The organism is Geothrix alkalitolerans, assembly GCF_022808885.1.
Classification (GTDB): domain Bacteria; phylum Acidobacteriota; class Holophagae; order Holophagales; family Holophagaceae; genus Geothrix; species Geothrix alkalitolerans.
Genome location: NZ_JAKZLE010000002.1, coordinates 122,621 through 141,733, shown reverse-complemented (window position 1 = coordinate 141,733; position 19,113 = coordinate 122,621). Strand labels below are relative to the sequence as shown.

The 19,113-nt window shown below is 68.2% G+C and carries 19 protein-coding genes; 7 read left to right on the top strand and 12 right to left on the bottom strand.

Annotated elements, in window-relative coordinates; all coding sequences use genetic code 11:
• Window positions 1-669, bottom strand: coding sequence for a radical SAM protein (locus tag MLJ35_RS04720; RefSeq protein WP_243383250.1), 669 nt, complete (start codon window positions 667-669; stop codon window positions 1-3).
• A 178-nt stretch (window positions 670-847) separates the two neighbouring features.
• The gene (locus MLJ35_RS04715) at window positions 848-1,582 is read right to left on the bottom strand and encodes an SDR family oxidoreductase (protein ID WP_243383249.1); all 735 of its coding nucleotides are present in this window, start codon (window positions 1,580-1,582) and stop codon (window positions 848-850) included.
• 25 nt (window positions 1,583-1,607) lie between these two features.
• Here MLJ35_RS04715 and MLJ35_RS04710 point away from each other — a divergent pair, with 25 nt between their 5' ends.
• Genes MLJ35_RS04710 through MLJ35_RS04700 form a run of 3 tightly spaced genes read left to right on the top strand, consistent with a single transcriptional unit; the run spans window position 1,608 to window position 5,451 of the window.
• Window positions 1,608-4,166 carry a SpoIIE family protein phosphatase gene (locus MLJ35_RS04710; protein WP_243383248.1) on the top strand — a complete coding sequence of 853 codons (2,559 nt, stop codon included), beginning with the start codon at window positions 1,608-1,610 and terminating at the stop codon, window positions 4,164-4,166.
• Entirely contained in the window at window positions 4,163-4,654 is a 492-nt protein-coding gene (locus MLJ35_RS04705; protein WP_243383247.1) for a hypothetical protein, read from the top strand. The genes MLJ35_RS04710 and MLJ35_RS04705 overlap by 4 nt, the downstream gene beginning before the upstream one ends.
• Window positions 4,654-5,451: a SirB1 family protein gene (locus tag MLJ35_RS04700; RefSeq protein WP_243383246.1), complete on the top strand. Its 798-nt coding sequence runs from the start codon at window positions 4,654-4,656 to the stop codon at window positions 5,449-5,451. The genes MLJ35_RS04705 and MLJ35_RS04700 overlap by 1 nt, the downstream gene beginning before the upstream one ends.
• Window positions 5,452-5,458: 7 nt before the next feature.
• On the opposite strand, the gene MLJ35_RS04695 is transcribed toward MLJ35_RS04700, so the two are convergent.
• The 3 genes from MLJ35_RS04695 to MLJ35_RS04685 form a co-directional block, all read right to left on the bottom strand.
• Window positions 5,459-5,905 carry a PAS domain-containing protein gene (locus MLJ35_RS04695; protein ID WP_243383245.1) on the bottom strand — a complete coding sequence of 149 codons (447 nt, stop codon included), beginning with the start codon at window positions 5,903-5,905 and terminating at the stop codon, window positions 5,459-5,461.
• Between the two features lie 88 nt (window positions 5,906-5,993).
• The gene (locus tag MLJ35_RS04690) at window positions 5,994-6,377 is read right to left on the bottom strand and encodes a DUF302 domain-containing protein (protein WP_243383244.1); all 384 of its coding nucleotides are present in this window, start codon (window positions 6,375-6,377) and stop codon (window positions 5,994-5,996) included.
• Window positions 6,378-6,469: 92 nt separating this feature from the next.
• Window positions 6,470-8,722 (bottom strand): NADP-dependent malic enzyme, encoded by a 2,253-nt coding sequence (locus MLJ35_RS04685; protein WP_243383243.1) that lies wholly within the window; start codon window positions 8,720-8,722, stop codon window positions 6,470-6,472.
• Window positions 8,723-8,903: 181 nt separating this feature from the next.
• Here MLJ35_RS04685 and MLJ35_RS04680 point away from each other — a divergent pair, with 181 nt between their 5' ends.
• Together MLJ35_RS04680 and MLJ35_RS04675 are read left to right on the top strand one after the other, a co-directional pair.
• Window positions 8,904-9,452, top strand: coding sequence for a hypothetical protein (locus MLJ35_RS04680; protein WP_243383242.1), 549 nt, complete (start codon window positions 8,904-8,906; stop codon window positions 9,450-9,452).
• A 23-nt stretch (window positions 9,453-9,475) separates the two neighbouring features.
• Window positions 9,476-10,450: a YheT family hydrolase gene (locus MLJ35_RS04675; protein WP_243383241.1), complete on the top strand. Its 975-nt coding sequence runs from the start codon at window positions 9,476-9,478 to the stop codon at window positions 10,448-10,450.
• Window positions 10,451-10,465: 15 nt separating this feature from the next.
• Here MLJ35_RS04675 and MLJ35_RS04670 read toward each other — a convergent pair whose 3' ends face one another.
• The 5 genes from MLJ35_RS04670 to MLJ35_RS04650 form a co-directional block, all read right to left on the bottom strand.
• Window positions 10,466-11,725: a hypothetical protein gene (locus MLJ35_RS04670; protein WP_243383240.1), complete on the bottom strand. Its 1,260-nt coding sequence runs from the start codon at window positions 11,723-11,725 to the stop codon at window positions 10,466-10,468.
• Between the two features lie 108 nt (window positions 11,726-11,833).
• The gene (locus MLJ35_RS04665) at window positions 11,834-12,994 is read right to left on the bottom strand and encodes a cysteine desulfurase family protein (protein WP_243383239.1); all 1,161 of its coding nucleotides are present in this window, start codon (window positions 12,992-12,994) and stop codon (window positions 11,834-11,836) included.
• Window positions 12,995-12,999: 5 nt separating this feature from the next.
• Window positions 13,000-13,827, bottom strand: coding sequence for an alpha/beta hydrolase (locus MLJ35_RS15845; protein WP_243321088.1), 828 nt, complete (start codon window positions 13,825-13,827; stop codon window positions 13,000-13,002).
• 4 nt (window positions 13,828-13,831) lie between these two features.
• Window positions 13,832-15,013 carry an alanyl-tRNA editing protein gene (locus MLJ35_RS04655; protein WP_243383238.1) on the bottom strand — a complete coding sequence of 394 codons (1,182 nt, stop codon included), beginning with the start codon at window positions 15,011-15,013 and terminating at the stop codon, window positions 13,832-13,834.
• Between the two features lie 9 nt (window positions 15,014-15,022).
• The gene (locus MLJ35_RS04650) at window positions 15,023-15,538 is read right to left on the bottom strand and encodes a hypothetical protein (protein ID WP_243383237.1); all 516 of its coding nucleotides are present in this window, start codon (window positions 15,536-15,538) and stop codon (window positions 15,023-15,025) included.
• 94 nt (window positions 15,539-15,632) lie between these two features.
• On the opposite strand from MLJ35_RS04650, the gene MLJ35_RS04645 reads away from it, so the two are divergent.
• Complete coding sequence (locus tag MLJ35_RS04645; protein WP_243383236.1) at window positions 15,633-16,994, top strand: replication-associated recombination protein A; 1,362 nt, start codon at window positions 15,633-15,635, stop codon at window positions 16,992-16,994.
• Here MLJ35_RS04645 and MLJ35_RS04640 read toward each other — a convergent pair whose 3' ends face one another.
• Window positions 16,995-17,861 (bottom strand): pirin family protein, encoded by an 867-nt coding sequence (locus MLJ35_RS04640; protein WP_243383235.1) that lies wholly within the window; start codon window positions 17,859-17,861, stop codon window positions 16,995-16,997.
• Between the two features lie 9 nt (window positions 17,862-17,870).
• Window positions 17,871-18,569, bottom strand: coding sequence for a pirin family protein (locus MLJ35_RS04635; RefSeq protein WP_243383234.1), 699 nt, complete (start codon window positions 18,567-18,569; stop codon window positions 17,871-17,873).
• A gap of 115 nt (window positions 18,570-18,684) precedes the next feature.
• Here MLJ35_RS04635 and MLJ35_RS04630 point away from each other — a divergent pair, with 115 nt between their 5' ends.
• A complete protein-coding gene (locus tag MLJ35_RS04630; RefSeq protein WP_243321076.1) occupies window positions 18,685-19,113 on the top strand; it encodes a universal stress protein in 429 nt (142 codons plus the stop codon).

Below are 19,113 nucleotides of genomic sequence, written 5' to 3'. Positions count from 1 at the left end.
TCAGACCCCCTTCTTGTCCGCCCCCCAGATGACTTTGTGCAGCTGCATCTGGACCCGTACGGGAAGGCCGTCGGCGACAACCTGCTCGGCGAGCCAGGCGGGGTCGAGGCTGCCCCAGACGGGGCTGAAGAGCACCTCCAGGCGATCCCACACCTTGCGCTCGGCGCACCAGGCCCGGGCCCATTCGTAGTCTGCCTGATCGCAGAGCACGAACTTCAGCTCGTCCTGCTCCGCCACCATGTGGTCGAGATTCGTTTCCAGCCAGCGGTGAACCTCCCCGCTGCCTGGGGTCTTGCGATCCACGATCTTGATGACCTCCCGGGGCACCGGCGCCAGATCGTGGCTGCCAGCCGTCTCCAGCGCCACCTCGTAACCCAGGTCCAGCAGGGCCCGCAGCAGGTCGGGGGCGTGGGGATGGGCCATCGGCTCTCCACCCGTGAGCTCCACGAACGGGGCGCTGGGGCCCTTCCGCGGGGGGCCGAGGCGCTGCCGGGTCTCGGTGAGGAGCTCTTCCAGACTTCGCATGGTCCCGTCGTAGAAGGCGTACTCCGTGTCGCAGTACGAGCAGCGCAGGGGGCAGCCCGTGAGGCGGATGAACAGGCAGGGGCGTCCGATGCGGGCGCCTTCCCCCTGGATGCTGTGGAACACCTCGTTGACCTTGAACTTCATGACCACCCGACCTGCATCATTGTCCTCCGTTCCCGCCCTGCGGGCGGTTACGGGGCGCCCATGACTACCCCCGGATCGGACGCGCCACTGGCGCGTCCTCCCGCTCACGCTTCGCGCTCGCGGACGGGGCCCCGTCCTTCCCCCTGGATGCTGTGGAACACCTCGTTGACCTTGAACTTCATCGATCCACCCAGCGCCGCCCCCCGTCCAGGGTGAGGATGTCTCCCGTGAGGAAGGGGCTGTCGGCGGCGTAGCGCACCGCTCGGGCGAGATCCGCAGGGTCGCCCAGGCGCTTCAGCAAGGTGCGGTCCGCCAGGAACGCCTCATCGCTGCCTTCCGCGGGCAGGATCGCTCCCAGGGCGTGGCCCACCACGCGCACCTTGGGCGCCAGGAGCTGGGCGAGCCCGGGCACCAGGGCCGCGAGCCCGGCCTTGGCGGCGCTGTAGGGCAGGCGCTTCAGCCAGGGGTGGTGGATGGACGTGTCCAGGAGGACCTGGATGCAGGCGCCCTCGCAAAGGTGTGGGGCCAGGGCCTGGGCGCAGAGGAAAGGGAAGCTGAGGTTCATGCGCCAGGTGGCGTCGAGCCGCTGGGATGTCCAGGTTCCAATCGGCTGCTCAGGGAAGGTCCCGGCCAGCAGCACGGCACCTGAAATCAGTCCGCCAGCCGCCTTCACGGACTGGAGATCTGCCATCATTCTGGAGCTCACCTCCGGGTTCTCGGCATTCCATACAAGCGTCTGGATCGCCGCCCTCTTCGAAAGGTCCTCCACCCACGTTTCCCCATCCCAGGGTTCCGAACTGGTCAGCACCAGATCATGGTCCCCGGCCAGATTCTCCGCCAGGGCCCGCCCCAGGCGCCGCCGTCCTCCCACCAGCACCCAGCAGGGCCTGCCGTTTCGCGAGATCCGCTCCATCGGGGCATTCTTCCACAAAGGTCCCATGAACCCCTACCTCAAACGCATCCGCTGGCGCCTGCTGTGGATCAGCTTCGCCTGCCTCGTGCTCGCTCTGGGGTCGTTCGGCCTGAACCAGTGGGTGTACGCCCCCTCGGACGACCAGTGTTCCTGGGTGGTGGAGAACGGCAAGATCGTCATCCGCGAGATCCTCCCGGACGGGGTGGCGGAGGAGGCCGGACTGCTCGAGGGCGATGAGCTCCTGAAGATCCAGGGGCGCGCCTTCGAGCCCACGCTGGAGGGGACCCTCAAGGCGCAGCGGTTCATCAACGCCAAATCCCAGGGCACCATCCTGATCTACACCGTGAAGCGACAGGGACGGGCGATCCTGCTTCCCATCCGGCTGGTGAAGCCCCTGGATCTGGAGCAGGTGGCCCTGCTGCTGAACGGCATCCTGGCCTGGGCCATCTCCCTCCTGGTGGTTCTGTCCGCACCCGAAAGAAAGACAGCCCGCCACTTCTTCTACCTGGCGGCCACGGCCCTGCTGATGTCGGGCGCCACCGTGGGGCTTAACGCGCCGGAGGCCCTGCGCATCGCCGTGGGCATCATGGCGTCCATCACGGCGGCCGTGCTCCCCCCACTTTGGGTCCACTTCTTCCTGCGCTTCCCGCATCCCTTCCACCTGCGCAAGAACCGGCGATTCCTCCAGGCTCTCTACGGAACCTTCGCTCTGGTGGCTCTGGTGCAGTTCCTCGTGCGCCTCTGGGTGGTTCTCAGCGATGGCAAGCTCCACACGCCCGCTGGCACGCCTCCGGAAGGGCTCCTCAAATCCCTCCTGGCTGGCTTCGGCTACCTGCCCATCCCCCTCTACCTCTTGGCAGCGCTGGCGGGCCTGGCCTTCTTTCTCGTCGGTACCTTCCGGACCCATGAGCGGCTGCGCCGGGCCTTGCTGCCTTCCCTTATCGTGGCGGCGGCGCTCTGCCTGGATCTCCTGGCCTGGACCGTGCTCCGGGCGCGGTATGGCAACAGCCTCCTCTTCCGTCGCCAGGTCTTCATTTTCATGCTGCCGGTGCCGCTGTTGCCGCTGAGCTTCGCCTTCGCCATCTTCCGGCACGGCCTCTTCGAAGTGCGGAAGGTGCTGCTGCGGTGGGTGAGCTACATGGCCATCCTGGCGCTCACGGTGGCGCTGTACCTGGGCGGGCTCGCATGGGCCTTCTCCCATCTCTCCTCCATCCCGCCGGGTTGGGCCGGCGCCCTCATCGGCCTTCTGGCCCTGCCCCTGGGCTGGGCCCTGCGCCGCCTGCTGAAAGGCATCCGCCGCCGCTTCCGGCGGGACTTCGCCAGCACCCGCGAGATCGCCCTCAGCGCCGTGCGCGAGCCTCGGAAACGCTTCAGCGAGGAAGCCCTGCTGAAGTCCCTGCGGAAGGCCCTCGACGAGGCCTTCCGGCCCCAGTTCCTCGAGGTGCTGCCCATCGAGTCGCGGCAGATCCTCCTGCCGGCCGCCGAGTCCATGGATCGGGAGGATCGGCGCAGACACTTCCCGCCTCAGCCCCTCCGGATCCCGCCTGGGCTCCTGCGCCTGGCCCGGGAGAACCGCGAGCTGGTGCTGGGACTGGGAAGCGAGGAGGCCGACTGGATCCGCGAGCAGGGCGAGGGCCTCCGGGCCCATGTGGATGCCCTGGAAGCTCAGCTTCTGCTGCTGATCCTGGCTGGAGACCACCCGCACAGCGCCGTGCTGCTGGGTGGCAAGTACTCGGAGCTGAACTATGGCCGCGAGGATCGCGAGCTGCTGCGCGAGGCGGCCCTGACGGCCGGCCAAGTGCTTGAGACGGCCGTGATGCACCAGCGCCTGTTGGCCCAGGAGCGCCTGAGCCAGGAGCTGGAGACCGCCAGGCGGATCCAAGAGGGCCTCATCACCTCCCAGGTGCCGCCCATCCCTGGGTTCCAGGTGGCCCTCCGCCTGGAACCTGCGCTGGAGACCGGTGGAGACCTACTGTTCGTGAAGCGGAGACCCAGCGGCAGGTGGCTGGCGGCGGTGGGCGATGTCTGCGGCAAGGGTCTCGCGGCGGCCCTGTACATGGCCCAGGCGACCGCCCTGCTCGAACAGGCGGCCCAGCGGGAGGACCAGGGGCTGGAGGAGATGCTCCGCGCCATGGACCACACCCTCCGCCAGCTGCTGGGCCAGAGGGGCTTCCTCACCCTCGTGCTGCTGGAGTGGGACCAGCAGGGGAACTACCGGCTGGCCCGGGCCGGCCATCCGGGCGCCCTCCTGCTCCAGGGGGTCGTGGAGGACTGTTCGACCGAAATGACGCCCCAGGGCCGTGGCCTCGGCCTCCGCCCGGCGGCGCCGGGGAACTGGGAAGTGGTCGAAGGCGTCCTTCCCCCCAAGGGCTGGGTGGTGCTCTACAGCGACGGCCTGTCCGAGGCGATGAACCGGGAAGGCGAGCTCTACGGCGTGGCCCGCCTCTGCGGCCAGCTCCGCCGCCTTTGGGGCACGGGCAGCCCCCGGGCGGCCTGCGAGGCCATCTTCCGGGATGTAGCGTCATTCGATACTCAGAACCGGGACGACCGGACTCTGTTTATCCTGGGAAGGGAGCATTCATGACCCGCCGCCCACTCCAATGGACCATCCCCACCCTCCTGGTGCTCCAGCTGCTCATGCTCTGGCTGCAGGGCGCCCAGCTCCACCGCCAGAACCAGGTGATGCAGGGCCTGCGGGAGGACATCCAGGCCCTCACCGAATCCCTGGATTCTAGCCAGGGCCCGGTTTCCGACAGCGACGAGGGCGATGTGGTGCCGGCCAGCACCGGACCCAAGGTCCAGCCCCAGAGGCATGTCGCGGTGCTGGGCATCCAGGAGGAACAGGAGGCTGTGGCCAAGGAGCTCCAGGCCTCCCGTGAATCCGGCCAGAAGGCCGTGAAGGACGCCCGCGAGGCGCAGTCCAAGATCTCCATCGAAGAGAACGCCAGGAAGGCCGAGGAGGCCAGAAAGGTCCAGGCCGCCACCAGCTCGTGGATGAACTGGGCCTGGGGCGCCATGGGCCTGGTCGCAGCGGCCCTCGTGGCCCGCGCGGTGATTCGCCGGAGGGGCTGATGTCCCTGCTCGAATACCTCCGCCTGGATCCGGAGTGCCGGAACCTGGCCGAAGGGGCCATCCACGCCGTGGCGCCGGCCCTGGAAGACCCCGATCCCGCCTCGGTGGTGATGCAGCTCAACGAATGGGCCTTCACCCTCGCAGGGCGCATGCCCCTGCCCTGGGACACCGGCCGGGCGCTGGAGGCCCTCAACCACCTGCTCTTCGAGGAGCTCGGATTCGACGGGGATCGCGAGACCTACGACGATCCCCTGAACGCCCTGCTCCCCGCCGTGGTGGCCCGGCACAAGGGCCTGCCCATCTCCCTATCCATCCTGTGGATCGATCTGGCCCGGCGCATGGGCTTCGATGCCGTGGGCGTGGGCCTGCCGGGCCACTTCATTGCCGCCCTGCGCTCGCCGTCCGGTCTGCTGTGCTTCGATCCCTTCAACCGCGGGCGCGCCGTGGGCGAAGAGGGAGGCGCTGCCCTTGTGAAGGCCGCCAGCGCCGGACGGATCGCCTTCCACCGCGACATGCTGAGGCCCGCCACAGACCGCCAGATCCTCATCCGCCTCGTGCGCAACCTCCACCTGCGGTTCATGCACGTCGAGGACTGGGAGGAGGCCCTGTGGACGGCCACCCACCTGATCCTGCTGGATCCCGGCGATGCCCGGTCCCACAAGGAACGCGCCTTCGTGCACCTCCAGAGGGACGAACCCGCCCCCGCCCTGGCCGACCTCCGCGAGGCCCTGCGCCTCAGCCCGGACCCCGATCCCGAGATCCGGGCCTGGCTGCAGCAGCTGGAGTCCTCCAGCTAGATCGCCCTCAGGCAGCCGGATCGGTCCGTTTCCGGACGGCGACGGCCACGTCCGCGCCTCGGTGGAGGAAAACGATCTGCACCCGGACCGAACCAGCTGGAAAGTGGAAGGTGAACTGAAACGTCCTGGAAGCATCCTCTCTCTCACAGAATTCGCGGAAGATGCCCTGGAATTCCCGGACCGAGGTGCAGGGGGCGATCTCGGTGAAGACATGGCGGCCGATCACCGCGCTGGGCTCGCGGCCTGCGAGCGCGCCTTCCGCGGGGTTATAGGCGAGGACGGTCCCGTCCTTGGCCAGGATGATCACCCCGAACGGCAAGTCGTCCAAGGCCTCCTCGGACAGATCCGGAATGCGAAGCAGCTCCCGGTAGCAGGCGCGGCAGATGCCATGGGAATGGTCGACCTCGCTCTGTCCGACCACGGCTCCGCACCACGCACACAGCACATCACCCATCGCAACCCCGGCTCATGGAACGTGGATCAGAGCGGCCTGCAGGGCGGCCCGCGCCGCGCCACCGGCCACTCGCGACCGATGGCACGGGTCAGCGGGCCGCATCCACCATCTGGATCAAGGCCGTCTCCACTTCACGGGCGATGGGAAGCAGCGCGGGATCCTTCGACAGGCCCTCGAGCAGATCCGAAGGGGGAATGAGGCCGATCCGGGTGCGCCCCTGATCCGTGTAGACGGAGATGCGGCAGGGCAGCGCCATGTTCAAGCGCAGATCGAGTCCAAGGACCTTGGATGCCTGGCCCGGGTTGCACACCTCGAAGACCCGGCAGGCCTCCGTGAATGGAAAGCCCTTGCTGCGCAGGGTGTTCCCCAGGTCGTGGACGTGGAGCACACCGAAGCCGCCGGCCTGCACCGCAACCTCCAGGTCGGCCGAGGCCTGCTCGAAGGGTTTATCGGATTCGACGATGTAGTACATCTCCGCCTCCTGTCGATCACGTGCACGCCATCATACAGAATGCGGGGGCCGACCGGCCCCCGCATTTAAACCTGAAAGCTGACACCTGACAGCTACTTCTGCTGTGCCTCCACGACGGTGAGCGCCGTGAGGTGGATGATGTCGTTCAGGTCACTGTGGCGCTGGAGCACATGCACAGGAGCGGCCATGCCGCAGGTGATGGGGCCGATGACCTCGGCGCCCGCCAGCCGCTGCACCAGCTTGTAGCCGATGTTGCCGCTGGTGAGGTCGGGGAAGATCAGCACGTTCGGGCCGCCCGGGAGGTCCACCCAGGGGTAGCTCTCGGCCAGGATGCCATCCCCGAGGGCCGTGTCCGCCTGCATCTCGCCATCGCACTTGAGGTCGGGCCGCTGGACCTTCACGATCTCCACGGCCTTCTGGACCTTGCGGACCAGGGGATGGTCCACGCTGCCGAAGTCGGAGAAGGACAGCATGGCCACCTTGGGCTCCATGTTGAACCGATCCTTGGCCAGGTCGGCGGTGAGCAGGGCGATCTCGGCCAGTTCCTCGCTGCTGGGCTCGATGTTCATGGTGGTGTCGGAGAAGAAGAGCACCCGGTTCTTCAGCACCATGGTGTAGACGCCGCAGACGCGCTTGACGCCCTTGCGGGTGCCGATCACCTCCAGACAGGGCCGGATGGTGTCGGGGTAGTACATCGTCAGGCCCGCGATGAGGCCGTCGGCCTTGCCCAGGCGGCACATCAGGGCGCCGAAGTAGATCGGCTCGAGCACCTTCCGGCTGGCCTCGTCGCGGGTGACGCCCCGGCGCTTCCGCAGCTCCAGGTAGGCGTCCTCCGCGTCCTTCCGCCAGGAGACGGTGGCGGGATCCTGGATCTCGACGCCTTCGATGGAGATGCCGTGATCGGCGGCCACGGCCTTCACCTTGGCGGGATCGCCCAGCAGGATGGGCACGCAGATGCCTTCGTCCACCATCTGGGACACGGCCTGCAGGATCAGCGGGTGGGTGCTCTCGGGGAAGACCACGCGCTTGGGATTGGTCTTGGCCCGGTGGACCACGCTGCGGATCACGTCCTTGCTGCGGCCCTGGAGGCCTTCGAGGCGCTCCTTGTAGGCCTGCATGTCGGGGATGGGCTGCTTGGCGACGCCGGTCTCCATGGCGGCCTTGGCCACGGCCGGAGCCACCCACAGCAGCACGCGGGGATCGAAGGGCTTGGGGATGATGTACTCGGGACCGAAGGTGAACTTCTGGCCCGAGTAGGCCTTCACCACGGCATCCGGCACCTCTTCCTTGGCCAGGGCGGCCAGGGCCTTGGCGGCGGCCAGCTTCATCTCCTCGTTGATCTCCGAGGCGCGGACATCAAGGGCGCCGCGGAAGATGAAGGGGAAGCCCAGGACGTTGTTCACCTGGTTCGGGTAGTCGCTGCGGCCCGTGGCCAGGATGATGTCGTCGCGGGTGGCCTTGGCCGTGGGGTAGTCGATCTCGGGATCGGGGTTGGCCAGGGCGAAGACGATGGGGTTCTTGGCCATGCTCAGGAGCATCTCGGGCGTCAGCGCGCCCTTGCTCGAGCAGCCCACGAAGACATCGGCGTCCTTGATCGTGTCGGAGAGCGTGCGCCAGTCGCTGGGCTTGGCGAACTTGTCCTTGTACTTGTTCATGCCCTCCTTGCGGCCGGTGTAGACCAGCCCCTTGGTGTCGCAGAGCCACAGGTTCTCGAGCTTGACGCCGGCGCGGATCATCATGTTGGCGCAGGCGATGGCGGAGGCCCCGGCGCCGCTGAACACCACCTTCATGTCGCCCAGCTTCTTCTTCACGATCTCGGACGCGTTCATCAGCGCTGCCGTGCTGATGATGGCGGTGCCGTGCTGGTCGTCGTGGAAGACGGGGATCTTCATCTCCTTCTTCAGGCGGGTCTCGATCTCGAAGCACTCCGGGGCCTTGATGTCCTCGAGGTTCACGCCGCCGAAGGTGGGCTCCAGAGCCTTGACGACCTGGCAGAACTTGTCGATGTCCTTCTCGTCCACTTCGATGTCGAACACATCGATGTCGGCGAAGCGCTTGAACAGGACGCCCTTGCCCTCCATCACCGGCTTGCCGGCCACGGCGCCGATGTCGCCCAGGCCCAGCACGGCGGTGCCGTTGGAGATCACGGCCACCAGGTTGCCCTTGGCGGTGTAGGTGTAGGCGAGCTCGTTGTCCTTCTCGATCTCCAGGCAGGGTTCCGCCACGCCCGGGGAGTAGGCCAGCGACAGGTCCCGTGCGGTGGAGCAGGGCTTTGTGGCAATGACTTCGATCTTCCCCTTCCGTCCCTGCGAATGGTAGTCGAGGGCTTCCTGCTTACGTTTCATGGCCACACTCCTTGAATTGAGTGCCCTCATTTTGGGCTGAATGCCACCAAGCTTACACCTCGTGTTGCGCGATCCTGCCTGCAAGGTCATCAATCCACGCCTTTGTTGCACGGATCACAAGAGATGCTTTCGCGATGCGCCGCGCCGGAGTACGATCCGACGATCCCCACCCGGAGCTCCCATGCGCGTGCTGCCCTTCATCCTGCCCTGCCTGCTGGTTCTTCCCATGACCGCCCAGAAGGCCAAGGCCCCGGCCAAAACCGCCTTGCCCGCCAAGGAAGACAAGGTGGACTGGGACGGGGAGTGGACCCTCTCGGCTTCACAAAGTGACAAGGTCGAAGAGCGCATCGACGAGCACGTCAAGGACCTGAACTTCGCCATGAAGATCTTCTGGAAGAAGAAGCTGCAGGGCGCTTGCCGGGAGTTCAACAAGCTCGACATCCTGGCCGGCGAGACCTTTTCCGTGACCATGGGGAGGGAGCGCCCCATCGATACCCCGGCCGACGGCACCGAGAGCGACTGGAAGCGAAGCGACGAGAAGGTGTTCAAGGCCACCCTCACCAAGGACGGTCCCACCATGGTCCAGACCATCGCCGGCGACGGCTACACGCTGAAGTACGTCTACTCCATGCGGAAGGACGGCAACTCGCTGGCCCTCCAGGTGACCTACACCCACCCCAAGCTGGACAATCCCTTCAGCTACAAGCTGGTCTTCAAGCGGAACGACTGAGCCCGCTCGGGCACACTAGGCGGATGCGCAAGCTCGCCCCGCCGCCCCTGCCCTGCCGGCCCCCCTGGTGGGCTCCATCAGGCCACCTGCAGACCATCCTCGGCAACTACCTGCCCGGAGAGCCCTCACGCCATCCCTCCGAGCCCTTCCGCATCCTGCTGCCCGATGGCGATCAGCTCACCGGCCGCCACTACCCTGGCGAGACAGACGCGCTGGTGATGGTCTTCCATGGCCTGGGAGGCGATGACCAGGCCCACTACGTGCGCCGCACGGTCGCCCTCGCGCGCAAGCTGGGCCACCACGTCTGGACCGTGAACCACCGCGGCTGCGGCGAGGGCCGGGGCCTGGCGAAGCATCCCTACCACAGCGGTTCCCGCGACGACCTGGGCGCAGCCTTCACCGCCGCGCGGGAGCGGCATCCGGGTCTCCGCCAGCTGGCCATCGGCTACTCCCTCTCCGCGAACGCCCTCCTGCTGAACCTGGGCGACGGCCTGCCCAGACCAGCGGCCCGACCCGATTGTGCGATCGCCGTGAACCCACCGGTCGATCTGGGCGCCTGCGCCCTGGCCATCCACACGGGGCTCAGCCGCCTCTATGAGCTGCGTTTCATCAAGCGCTGCCGCAAGGCCATCCGCCAGCGGGTGGAGGACGGACTCATCCCGGACATCTACCGGACCGGTCCCTTCATGAGCCTGCGCGAGTTCGACGATGCCTACACCACGAAGGCCGCAGGCTTCGAAGGCGCCGACGACTACTACGCCCGGTGTTCCGCACGGCACCACCTGTCCAAGATCACCGTGCCGACGGTGGTCCTCATGGCCAAGGATGATCCCTTCATCCCCTGGGAACACGCGGCCGGGGCCAACCCCTCGCCTGCCGTCCATCTCCACCTGGAGGCGCATGGCGGCCACATGGGCTACCTCAGCCGTGACCTTCCTGGCCACCGCTGGCTGCCCTACGCGGTGGAGCACTACGCCAAGGAATTGCTGCACGCCTGAAGGCCTCCCTCCACATCAGTGGGAGCCCACCGCCACCAGCGCCTTCTCGGATTCCGTACCCTGCATCCAGAGGAGGGACATCCCTTGGGGGGAGACCGCGATCCTGGGTGAGGAGCAGGCTCCTTCCCGGCATTCGGCCATCACCTTCGGCTTGGACCAGGCCCCCAGGCGAGTGAGGAGCACGACCTGGTCCCCATCCTTCCCATGCTGCACCACCAGGGCGCCTGCCCGCCCGTCGCTGTCCAGGCCGATGGCATAGTCATGGCTCCGGCCTCGGCTGCGGTCGAGACATGCCGCGCCTGACTCCCAATCACCATTCTGGAAGGCCCTGGCCAGCAAGTGCGAGCCTTCCCCGCTCTCGCGCTGGCACCAGGCGGCCAGGGCCTCCCCGGACCCGTTCATGACCAGCCGTGGCAGCGATATCTCCTGGGCCCTCGCCAACGTGGTGGGCTCCCGCCACTCTCCCGCCACGACATCGAAGAAGCTGGCTTCCAGAATGCTCCGCTGGCCGTAGGGCGCGTGAACCCAGAGCGCCACGGCATTCCCATGATCGTCCATGGCCACCTGGTGGTGGCGGGAGGCGTGCGTCACCACGGGCACCGGACGGTCAGACCAGATCCGATCCTTGGGCCAGTGATGACTGGCCAGCAGTCCGTCGAAAAGGCTGTCCCGAGCCTCCCAGACCACCATGGCGTGCTCGCGGTGATTGACCGCGAGCTGTGGCGAGGCCGCGGGATCCGAGGCCAGTCCGAGGATCGTGGGCCCGTTCTCCCAGGCCTCACCCCGCGTGTCGAAGGACTGGACCATCACTTCGATCCTTCCCACCTTCTCGTGAAGCCAGACCACCAGCGCGTTGCCCCTTCGGTCCACGGCGACCTGGAGCTTGCGGACCCAGCCAGGCGTCCGGAACACCACATGCTCCTGGTTCTCACTGGATCCGAGAGTCTTCCCGAGGATCTGTCGTTCCTCCCCGAGGTCGGCCAGCCAGACGGCCAGCCCCCGGCCCTCCTGATTGATCGCCAGGCGCGGCGTGGTTCCCGCGCCGAAGGGAGTGCGCCTGAGCGCCGGCGCCGAGACGGCCCCCACGGGCAGGGTCCACAAGGTCCCGTGATTCTCCCAGAGGGCGATCCCCTGAGCCCGGTGATCCACGGCCAACCGGGCCTCGCCCAGATCCCCGCGGTCAAGGTGAGCTGGCCTCGACCATGTGCTGGCGGACGAGGCTTCCGGAGTGGAACGGAATCCCCGAGTCAGGCGCTTGAGGAGGTCCAGGGACATGGTGCGCTTCCGTGCAGGTCGGAAAGGGGCTGGTGGGCTCAGCCCACCTCACCACGCACCGGCGGCCATGTCAACAGAGACCCATGTCACGATGAGCCTACTTGGCATTTATCGATGCATCCCGATTCCATACCCTCCCTGCCGCAAGGCCTCCACAAGGCCTGAAAGCAGACCAGCCACCGCCCGGATCTGCGGGTCAGTGGTGCCCAGCCCCAGGCTGAAGCGCACGGTGCCTCGCGCGTGGGCCTCGGGCACTCGCATGGCACGCAGCACATGGCTGGGCTCCCGCATGCCCGTGCTGCAGGCGCTGCCGGTGGACACGCAGATGCCGTGTTCCGCCAGCTTCAACTGCAGCGCTTCGCCCTCAAGACCCGCGAAACCCACCAAGCTCGTGTTGGGCAGGCGGTCCGTGCCCGCGCCGTGGATGCGAACCTCCGGGATCTCCGCGAGGATACGGGCCTCCAGGGCATCCCGCAAGTCGCGAACCCGGTCCATTTCCGGCAGTCGCGCCAGGGCCCGTTCCGCGGCCTTGCCCAGACCCACGATGCCGGGAACGTTCTCCGTGCCCCCGCGGCGGCCCCGCTCCTGGGAGCCGCCCAACATGAGCGGCTTCAGGCGCACGCCCCGGCGGATCATGAGCAGGCCGGTGCCCTTGGGCCCATGGAACTTGTGGCCGCTGAGGCACAGGAGATCCGCGCCCCAGGCCGTGGCATCCACCGGGATCTTGCCCATGGCCTGGGTGGCGTCCACCAGGAAGAGGGCGCCCTTTGCCTTCGCGACCTTACCCGCTTCGGCCACCGGAAACAGCACGCCGGATTCGTTGTTGGCGGCCATGACGGCCACCAGGGCCGTATCCGGGCGCACGGCGGCTTCCAGGGCGGCCAGGTCGAGTCGGCCCTCCCCGTCCACGCCCACGTCCGTGGCTTCGCCGCCCTGGACCCTCCACCAGGCCACCAGGGCCCGCACGGCGGGGTGCTCCACGGCGGTCGCGACCAGGTGGCGCTTCGTCGGGAAGGCCTCCCACACGCCTCGGAACGCGTGGTTCAGGCTCTCCGTACCGCCACTGGTGAAGACGATCTCCGCAGGCGAGCAGCCCACCAAGGCTGCCGTCTGATCCCGAGCGGCCACCACGGCGCCATCCGACAGGTGCCCGAGGGCATAGGCCGCGCTGGCATTGCCAAAGCGCTCTGTGAACCAGGGCCGCATGGCCTCGAAGGCCTCGGGGTCGAGGGCGGTGGTGGCGTTGTGATCGAGGTAGATCAGGTCCATGGGCCCTATTGTTTCATCCCAGCGCGCTCGTGGAGAAAGGCCAGGGCCAGGGACCAGGGCGGCCGGCCCGGGGTCAGGGGCAGGCCGTTGTGGGTGGCCCGGGGGACCTCCCAGATCCGGACGGGCCCCGGGCACCCCTGGGCCAGGCGCCGCCCCTGTTCCGCACCCACCACCTCGTCCTGCCCGGCGATCACCACGGCCACGGGTCCGCGGTAGCCGCGGATGGCCCCCAGGCTGTCCCAGCGATCCCGCAGGATCAGCTTCATGGGCAGGTACGGATAGTGACGGGCGGCCACCTCGGTCATCCGGGCGAAGGGCGCGGCCAGGAGGAGCCCCGCCACCAGCTTGGGCTCGGCGGCGGCCACCTGCGCCGCCACACCGGACCCGAGGCTCTCGCCCAGCAGGATCACCGGCGCGCCGGATTCCACCTTCAGCTGCCGCACCGCCGCCCGGGCATCGGCCACCAGGGAGGCCTCCGACCGCTCGCCCTCCCGGGGACCGTAGCCCGGATACTCCAGCAGCACCCCCTCGAAGCCCGCGGCCTCGAGCATGGGAAGGTAGTCCTCGCGACCCAGGGCATCGCCCGCATTGCCGTGCAGGACGAGGATCCGGGGCCCGCCCGACCTCGCGGCCCGTCGCCAGCCGAGCACGGCACCCTTTCCGTCACGCCAGGGCACCAGGCGCGCCTCCAGGGCCCGTGGGACGGCCTCCGGCTCAGGCTCGCGATCCGGGAAGTACATCATCCGACGCTGGGCCAGGAAGGCCAGGAGGCAGAGCCCCGCATAGAGCCCGACGCCCCAGGCCAGCAGTTTGAGGAGGCCCGCCGCCCGCATGGGATCAGTCCTCGCGCAGCCGGGCCAGGGCCTCGGCCCGTGCCGCCAGACCCGGCGCCTTGCCCTGGAAGGTCTTCCCCGAACCGCCCCCCTTGGCGCCCAGGAGCGCCGCCACAGCCTTCCCGAGGGCAGGCACGTCCAGCGCGCAGGCCTCGCCCGCGCTCAGCAGGAAGAGGCCCTGCCCGCCGGTTTCCGAGGTGAGGAACACAGCCTTCGTCGGGGCCGCCGAGAGCGCCTGCTTCGCCAGCTTCTGGAGGAAGGCCATGTCGCGCCCTTCGAGGTGGGCCTCCACCAGCGCCTCCGGCCGGGCGGCCAGGGCTGTGGCCTGGACCTCGGCCAGCTCATCCTCGAGCTTGCGCACGCGGCGCTCGGCGGCTTGGAGCTGGTCCAGCTTGGTCTGGAGGGCGGGCGCCAGGTCCTCGTCCGGCGCGCCCAGCAGAGCCCGCAGGGCCGCATTGCGCTTTTCATGCGCGTCCAGGCGCAGCCTGGCGCGCCTTCCGGCTCCATAGAAGAGCCGCGTACCTCCTCGGATGGGTTCGGTTCCCAGCAGCTTGAGGACCTCGATCTCGCCCGTGTGGCGCAGGTGCGTGCCGCCGCAAGTGTTCAGGTCCACCTCCGCGATCTGCACCAGGCGGATGTCCCCCGTGTGCCCCTCCGGCAGGCCCCGGGAGCGCACAGCTTCCAGCTTGTAGGTCTCCGGACTCACCCGCCGCGCCGAGATCTCGCGGCAGGCCCGTATCTCCGCGGCCACAGCTTCTTCCAATACCTCCAGGTCGCGCAGGGACATGGAGGCCGCAGTCACCTCGATGTCGCAGACCGCTGCCCCCAGGTGGAAGGCCGTGGTGCCCCAGCCGAAGCGGTCCTGGGCCACGGCCGTGAGCAGGTGCTGGCCGGTGTGCTGCTGCATGTGATCGAAACGACGGGTCCAGTCCAGTTCCACCAAGGCGGGACCTTCCGCCAAAGGCGAAGCCAGGTAGTGGCGGATTTCGCCATCCCGCTTCTGGACGTCCAGGACCGCCACGCCGCCCAGCGTTCCCCGGTCCGCGGGCTGACCACCCCCCTCCGGATACAGGATGGTGTCCTCCAGGATCGCGAAGGGACGGCCCTGCTCCTCCCCCGTTCGGAGCACGCGGGTCTCCAGGATGGTGGCGTAGGGATCGCGTTCGTAGGCGAGGATCGTATCCATGGGACCAGCCTACCTCGGAGTGATCCCCCGGTCTTTTCCCTTCACCTCGCGTGGCCGGACCAGGACCGGCAGCAGCGCCAGTGGCAGAAACAGAAGGAAGATGCGCCCGGGCGGTACCATCCAGAAGGGGGCTCTGGCGAACCAGGCGGCCGCTTCCCGCGTGTTGGCCTGGGGTCCGAAGGCTGTCCCGCCCAGGGCATAGCCAGGTGAGGCGGCCAAGCCTCCCTTCGCCGCCTGAAGACCGAGCGCAAGCCCGCCCATGGCCCACACTCCGATCGAGCAACCGCCCAGTGCGAGTCCACCGATGGCGCAACCACCGATGGCCAGGCCACCCAGGGCGAGCCCACCGAATGAGACCGTGCCGAAGGCCAAGCCACCGATGGCCAGGAAGGGGCTGAGAGCGAGATCCCCGATGGCGACCCAGGCGCAGGCCGGCCCCTTCAAGTGAGGACTCGCACCGACCTCCGCCACCGCGAATTCGAAGACAGGCAGCCCGAGAAATACAGTCTTGGAAGTGATCCTCATGACCAGACTCTCCGGGGATGGTCCCATCCTACGCGCAGACAGGACGCGCTAGGCTGGAAGGACTGTGAGCCACACCACCCCGCTCCCCGAACGCATGCGACCTTCGACACTGGACGAGGTGGTGGGCCAGGCCCACCTGCTGGGCCCCAAGGGCGCGCTGCGGCGGCTCACGGCGGGGGGTCGCCTGCCCTCCATGGTCATGTGGGGGCCGCCAGGCACGGGCAAGACCACCCTGGCCCGCATCCTGGCGGAGGCCACGGGGCATGGCTTCATGGAGTTCTCGGGCGTGAGCGGCAGCGCTGCGGAATTGAAGAAGTTCCTCCAGGACAGCCGCGAGATGCCCCTGTTCCGCACGGTGCCGCCCGTGGTGTTCCTGGACGAGATTCACCGCTTCAACCGGGCCCAGCAGGACATCCTCCTGCCCTTCCTGGAGCGGGGCGAGGCCATCCTCATCGGCGCCACCACGGAGAACCCGGCCTTCTACCTGAACCCGGCGCTCCGCAGCCGCTGCCAGCTCATTGCCCTCAAGGCCTTGGAACCGGCCCACATCCAGCAGGTGCTCAAGCGGGCCTGGGCCAAGGAAGAGCCTGGCAAACCGGAGCCCGCCGAGGTCTTCGAGTGGCTCTCCCACTGGGCCGGCGGCGACCTGCGCTCGGCGCTCTCCGGACTGGAAACCTGGATGGAGATGCCGGATCCCGACCTGGAATCCCTCCAGGGGGCCCTGGGTGGCCGCATGATGTTCGACCGCGCCGACGGCCACTACGACCTGGCCAGCGCCTTCCAGAAGAGCCTGCGGGGCTCGGACGCGGACGCGGCCCTCTACTACCTGAGCCGGATGATCCGGGGCGGCGAGGATCCCCGCTTCATCGCCCGGCGCCTCATGGTCTGCGCCGCCGAGGACGTGGGCAACGCCGACCCCCAGGCCTTCATCCTCTGCGAGGCCGCCAGCCGCGCCGTGGAGCAGATCGGCTGGCCCGAGGCCCGCATTCCTCTGGCGCAGGCGGTCATCTACACCGCCAACGCCCCCAAGAGCAACGCCACGGTGCTGGCCATCGACACGGCCCTGGCCGCCGACGACGCGCCCATCCCCGAGGCCATCCGGGACGCCCACACCGCCACCGCCCGGAAGGCCGGCCGGGGCGCGGGGTACCACTACTCCCACGATGACTACGACCGGGAGCAGGCTTTCCTGCCCGACAAGCTCCGCGGCCATTCTTTTTACGAACCGAAGCGCCCCCAGGAGCGCAGCTGGCGCGACCGCCAGGAGCCCGATGCAGCGGCCCTCTCGGCCCTCTGGGAGACCTGGGTGGAGGCCCATCCCGAAGGCGGCGAGCTGCCCCTGGACGCCTGGAGTGTTGAGTTGGCCTGCAGCCGCGAAGCCCTGGCGCGGTCCATCCACAGATTGGCCCAGGGCAGGTTCACCCTGGGCCGGAAGCTGGAAGCGAAGCCCATCTGATCAGTCGAGGTGTCCCAGGCGCCCCTCCTGGTAGTCCCGGATGGCCTGTTCGATCTCATCGTGGGTGTTCATCACGAAGGGACCGTAGTGGGCGATGGGTTCCCGGAGAGGTTCCCCCGTCAGCAGCATGAGGCTGGCGGACGTCACGACTTCCAGGGCCAGCGTATCCCCCTCACCCAGCAGTGCCACCGTGTCGGCGGGCACGTCTGTGCCTTCCACACGGACCGTTCCGCTCAGAGGCACCACGGCGGCGATCCAGCCCTCCGGGATCGCCTGCTGGAAGCGGGTGCCGGCTTCCAGCTCCAGGTGGGCATAGGCAATCCGCGCCGGAGTCTGCGCGGGACCCGTCACGCCGGCCCAGGTGCCCGCCAGCACGCGAAGCCGACCGCCGGGCAGCGGCTGCCAGGGCATGGCCTCTGGCTGGAGGTCCGTGTAGCCGGGTGCGGACCCCTTGACCGCCTTGGGCAGGTTGATCCAGAGCTGCACACCTTCGATGGGGCCGCCGGTCTCGAGGTGTTCGGGCACCGGCATCTCCTCGTGGACGATGCCCGAGCCCGCATTCATGAGTTGGGCGCCACCGGGCCGCAGCAGACCGGATCCGCCCGTGCTGTCCCGGTGCCGGAAGGCCCCCTGGATGAGGTAGGTGAGGGTCTGGAAGCCCTTGTGGGGGTGGGGCGGGAAGCCCGCATCCGTGCCCGGAGGCAGCACCATGGGACCGAAGTGATCCATGAGCAGGAAGGGATCCATGGCGCGGAAGGCGTCGGCCCCCCGGTGTCCCTGACCGGGCACCAGACGGGTCAAGGGAACACGATTGCCGTCCTCCGTGGGGAGGCCGGGCACGAGCGTGGCGACAGGTTTGATGGTCATGGCGATACCTCAGGCGAGATCGAAGAACAGGACTTCGGCGGGCGATCCGGCCGTCACGGTGAGGGAGGGTTCCCCTTCGATGCGCGCCGCGTCTCCGGCGTTCATGGCCGCGCCGTTGAGCGTCACGGTTCCCTTGGCCACATGGAGGAAGCCGGCGCGCCCGGCTGGCACCGTGGCCTGGACCTCGCGGTCGGGATTGAGACGCGCCGCGAAGACCTTCACATCCTGGAAGAGCTTCACGGACCCCTCCGCCCCGTCCGGGCTGGCGATGAGCCGGAGGCGGTTTTCCAGCTCAGGGCCGGGGAAGGCCACCTGGTCGTAGCGGGGGGCAAGCCCTTGGCGCTCGGGTACGATCCAGATCTGGAGGAAGTGCACCGGGTCTGTGGCCGAAGCGTTGAACTCGCTGTGGCGGATGCCGGTGCCGGCACTCATGACCTGGGCTTCGCCCGGCCGGATGACGCCATGCGTCCCCAGGCTGTCGCGGTGCTCCAGGGCGCCTGAGAGCACCCAGGTGAGGATCTCCATGTCCCGGTGGCCATGGGTGCCGAACCCCTTGCCGGGCTGGACGCGGTCTTCGTTCAGCACGCGCAGGGCGTGGAACTGGGTGTGCTCGGGATCGAAGTATTCCCCGAAGGAGAAGGTGTGGCGGGTGTCGAGCCATCCGAAATCGAAGTGGCCCCTGGCTCCAGCAGGTCGCAGCGTGATCATGGCGCCTCCTGGATCTATTTTACGTGTTTAAACTCGTATTTCAATCCCCTCCTGAAAAAAAACGGCACCGATGGATGACCTGGACGTATCTTTGGGGCATCCGACGGAGGCCGCCGTGATCACGCGGGTGCTGGTGGGTGTGGACTTCTCCGAAGCCTCGAAGCAGGCGCTGGAGCGTGCCGGGAACTGGGCATCCCGCTGCGGCGTGCCCCTGGTGGCCATGCATGTGCTCCAGCCTCCCGCCCCCATGCTGCCCGAAGCCCAGATCGCCCTTCCCGACCCCGCCTGGCTGAAGAACATGGAAGACCATGCCCGGGAGCAGCTTGAATCCTGGGTCAAGCCGTTCGGCGGCACCGAGGTCATCGTGAAGTGGGGCGGGCCCGCGGAGGAGCTGGTGTCCGCGGCGGACCCGACGACCCTGCTGGTGGTGGCCCAGGTGGGCCATTCCACCCTGGAGCGGCTGCTGTTCGGCAGCACCGCGGCCCGGGTGGTGAGGCTCGCGCCCTGCGACGTGCTGGTGGTGCGCACCGAGAAGGCGCGGTAG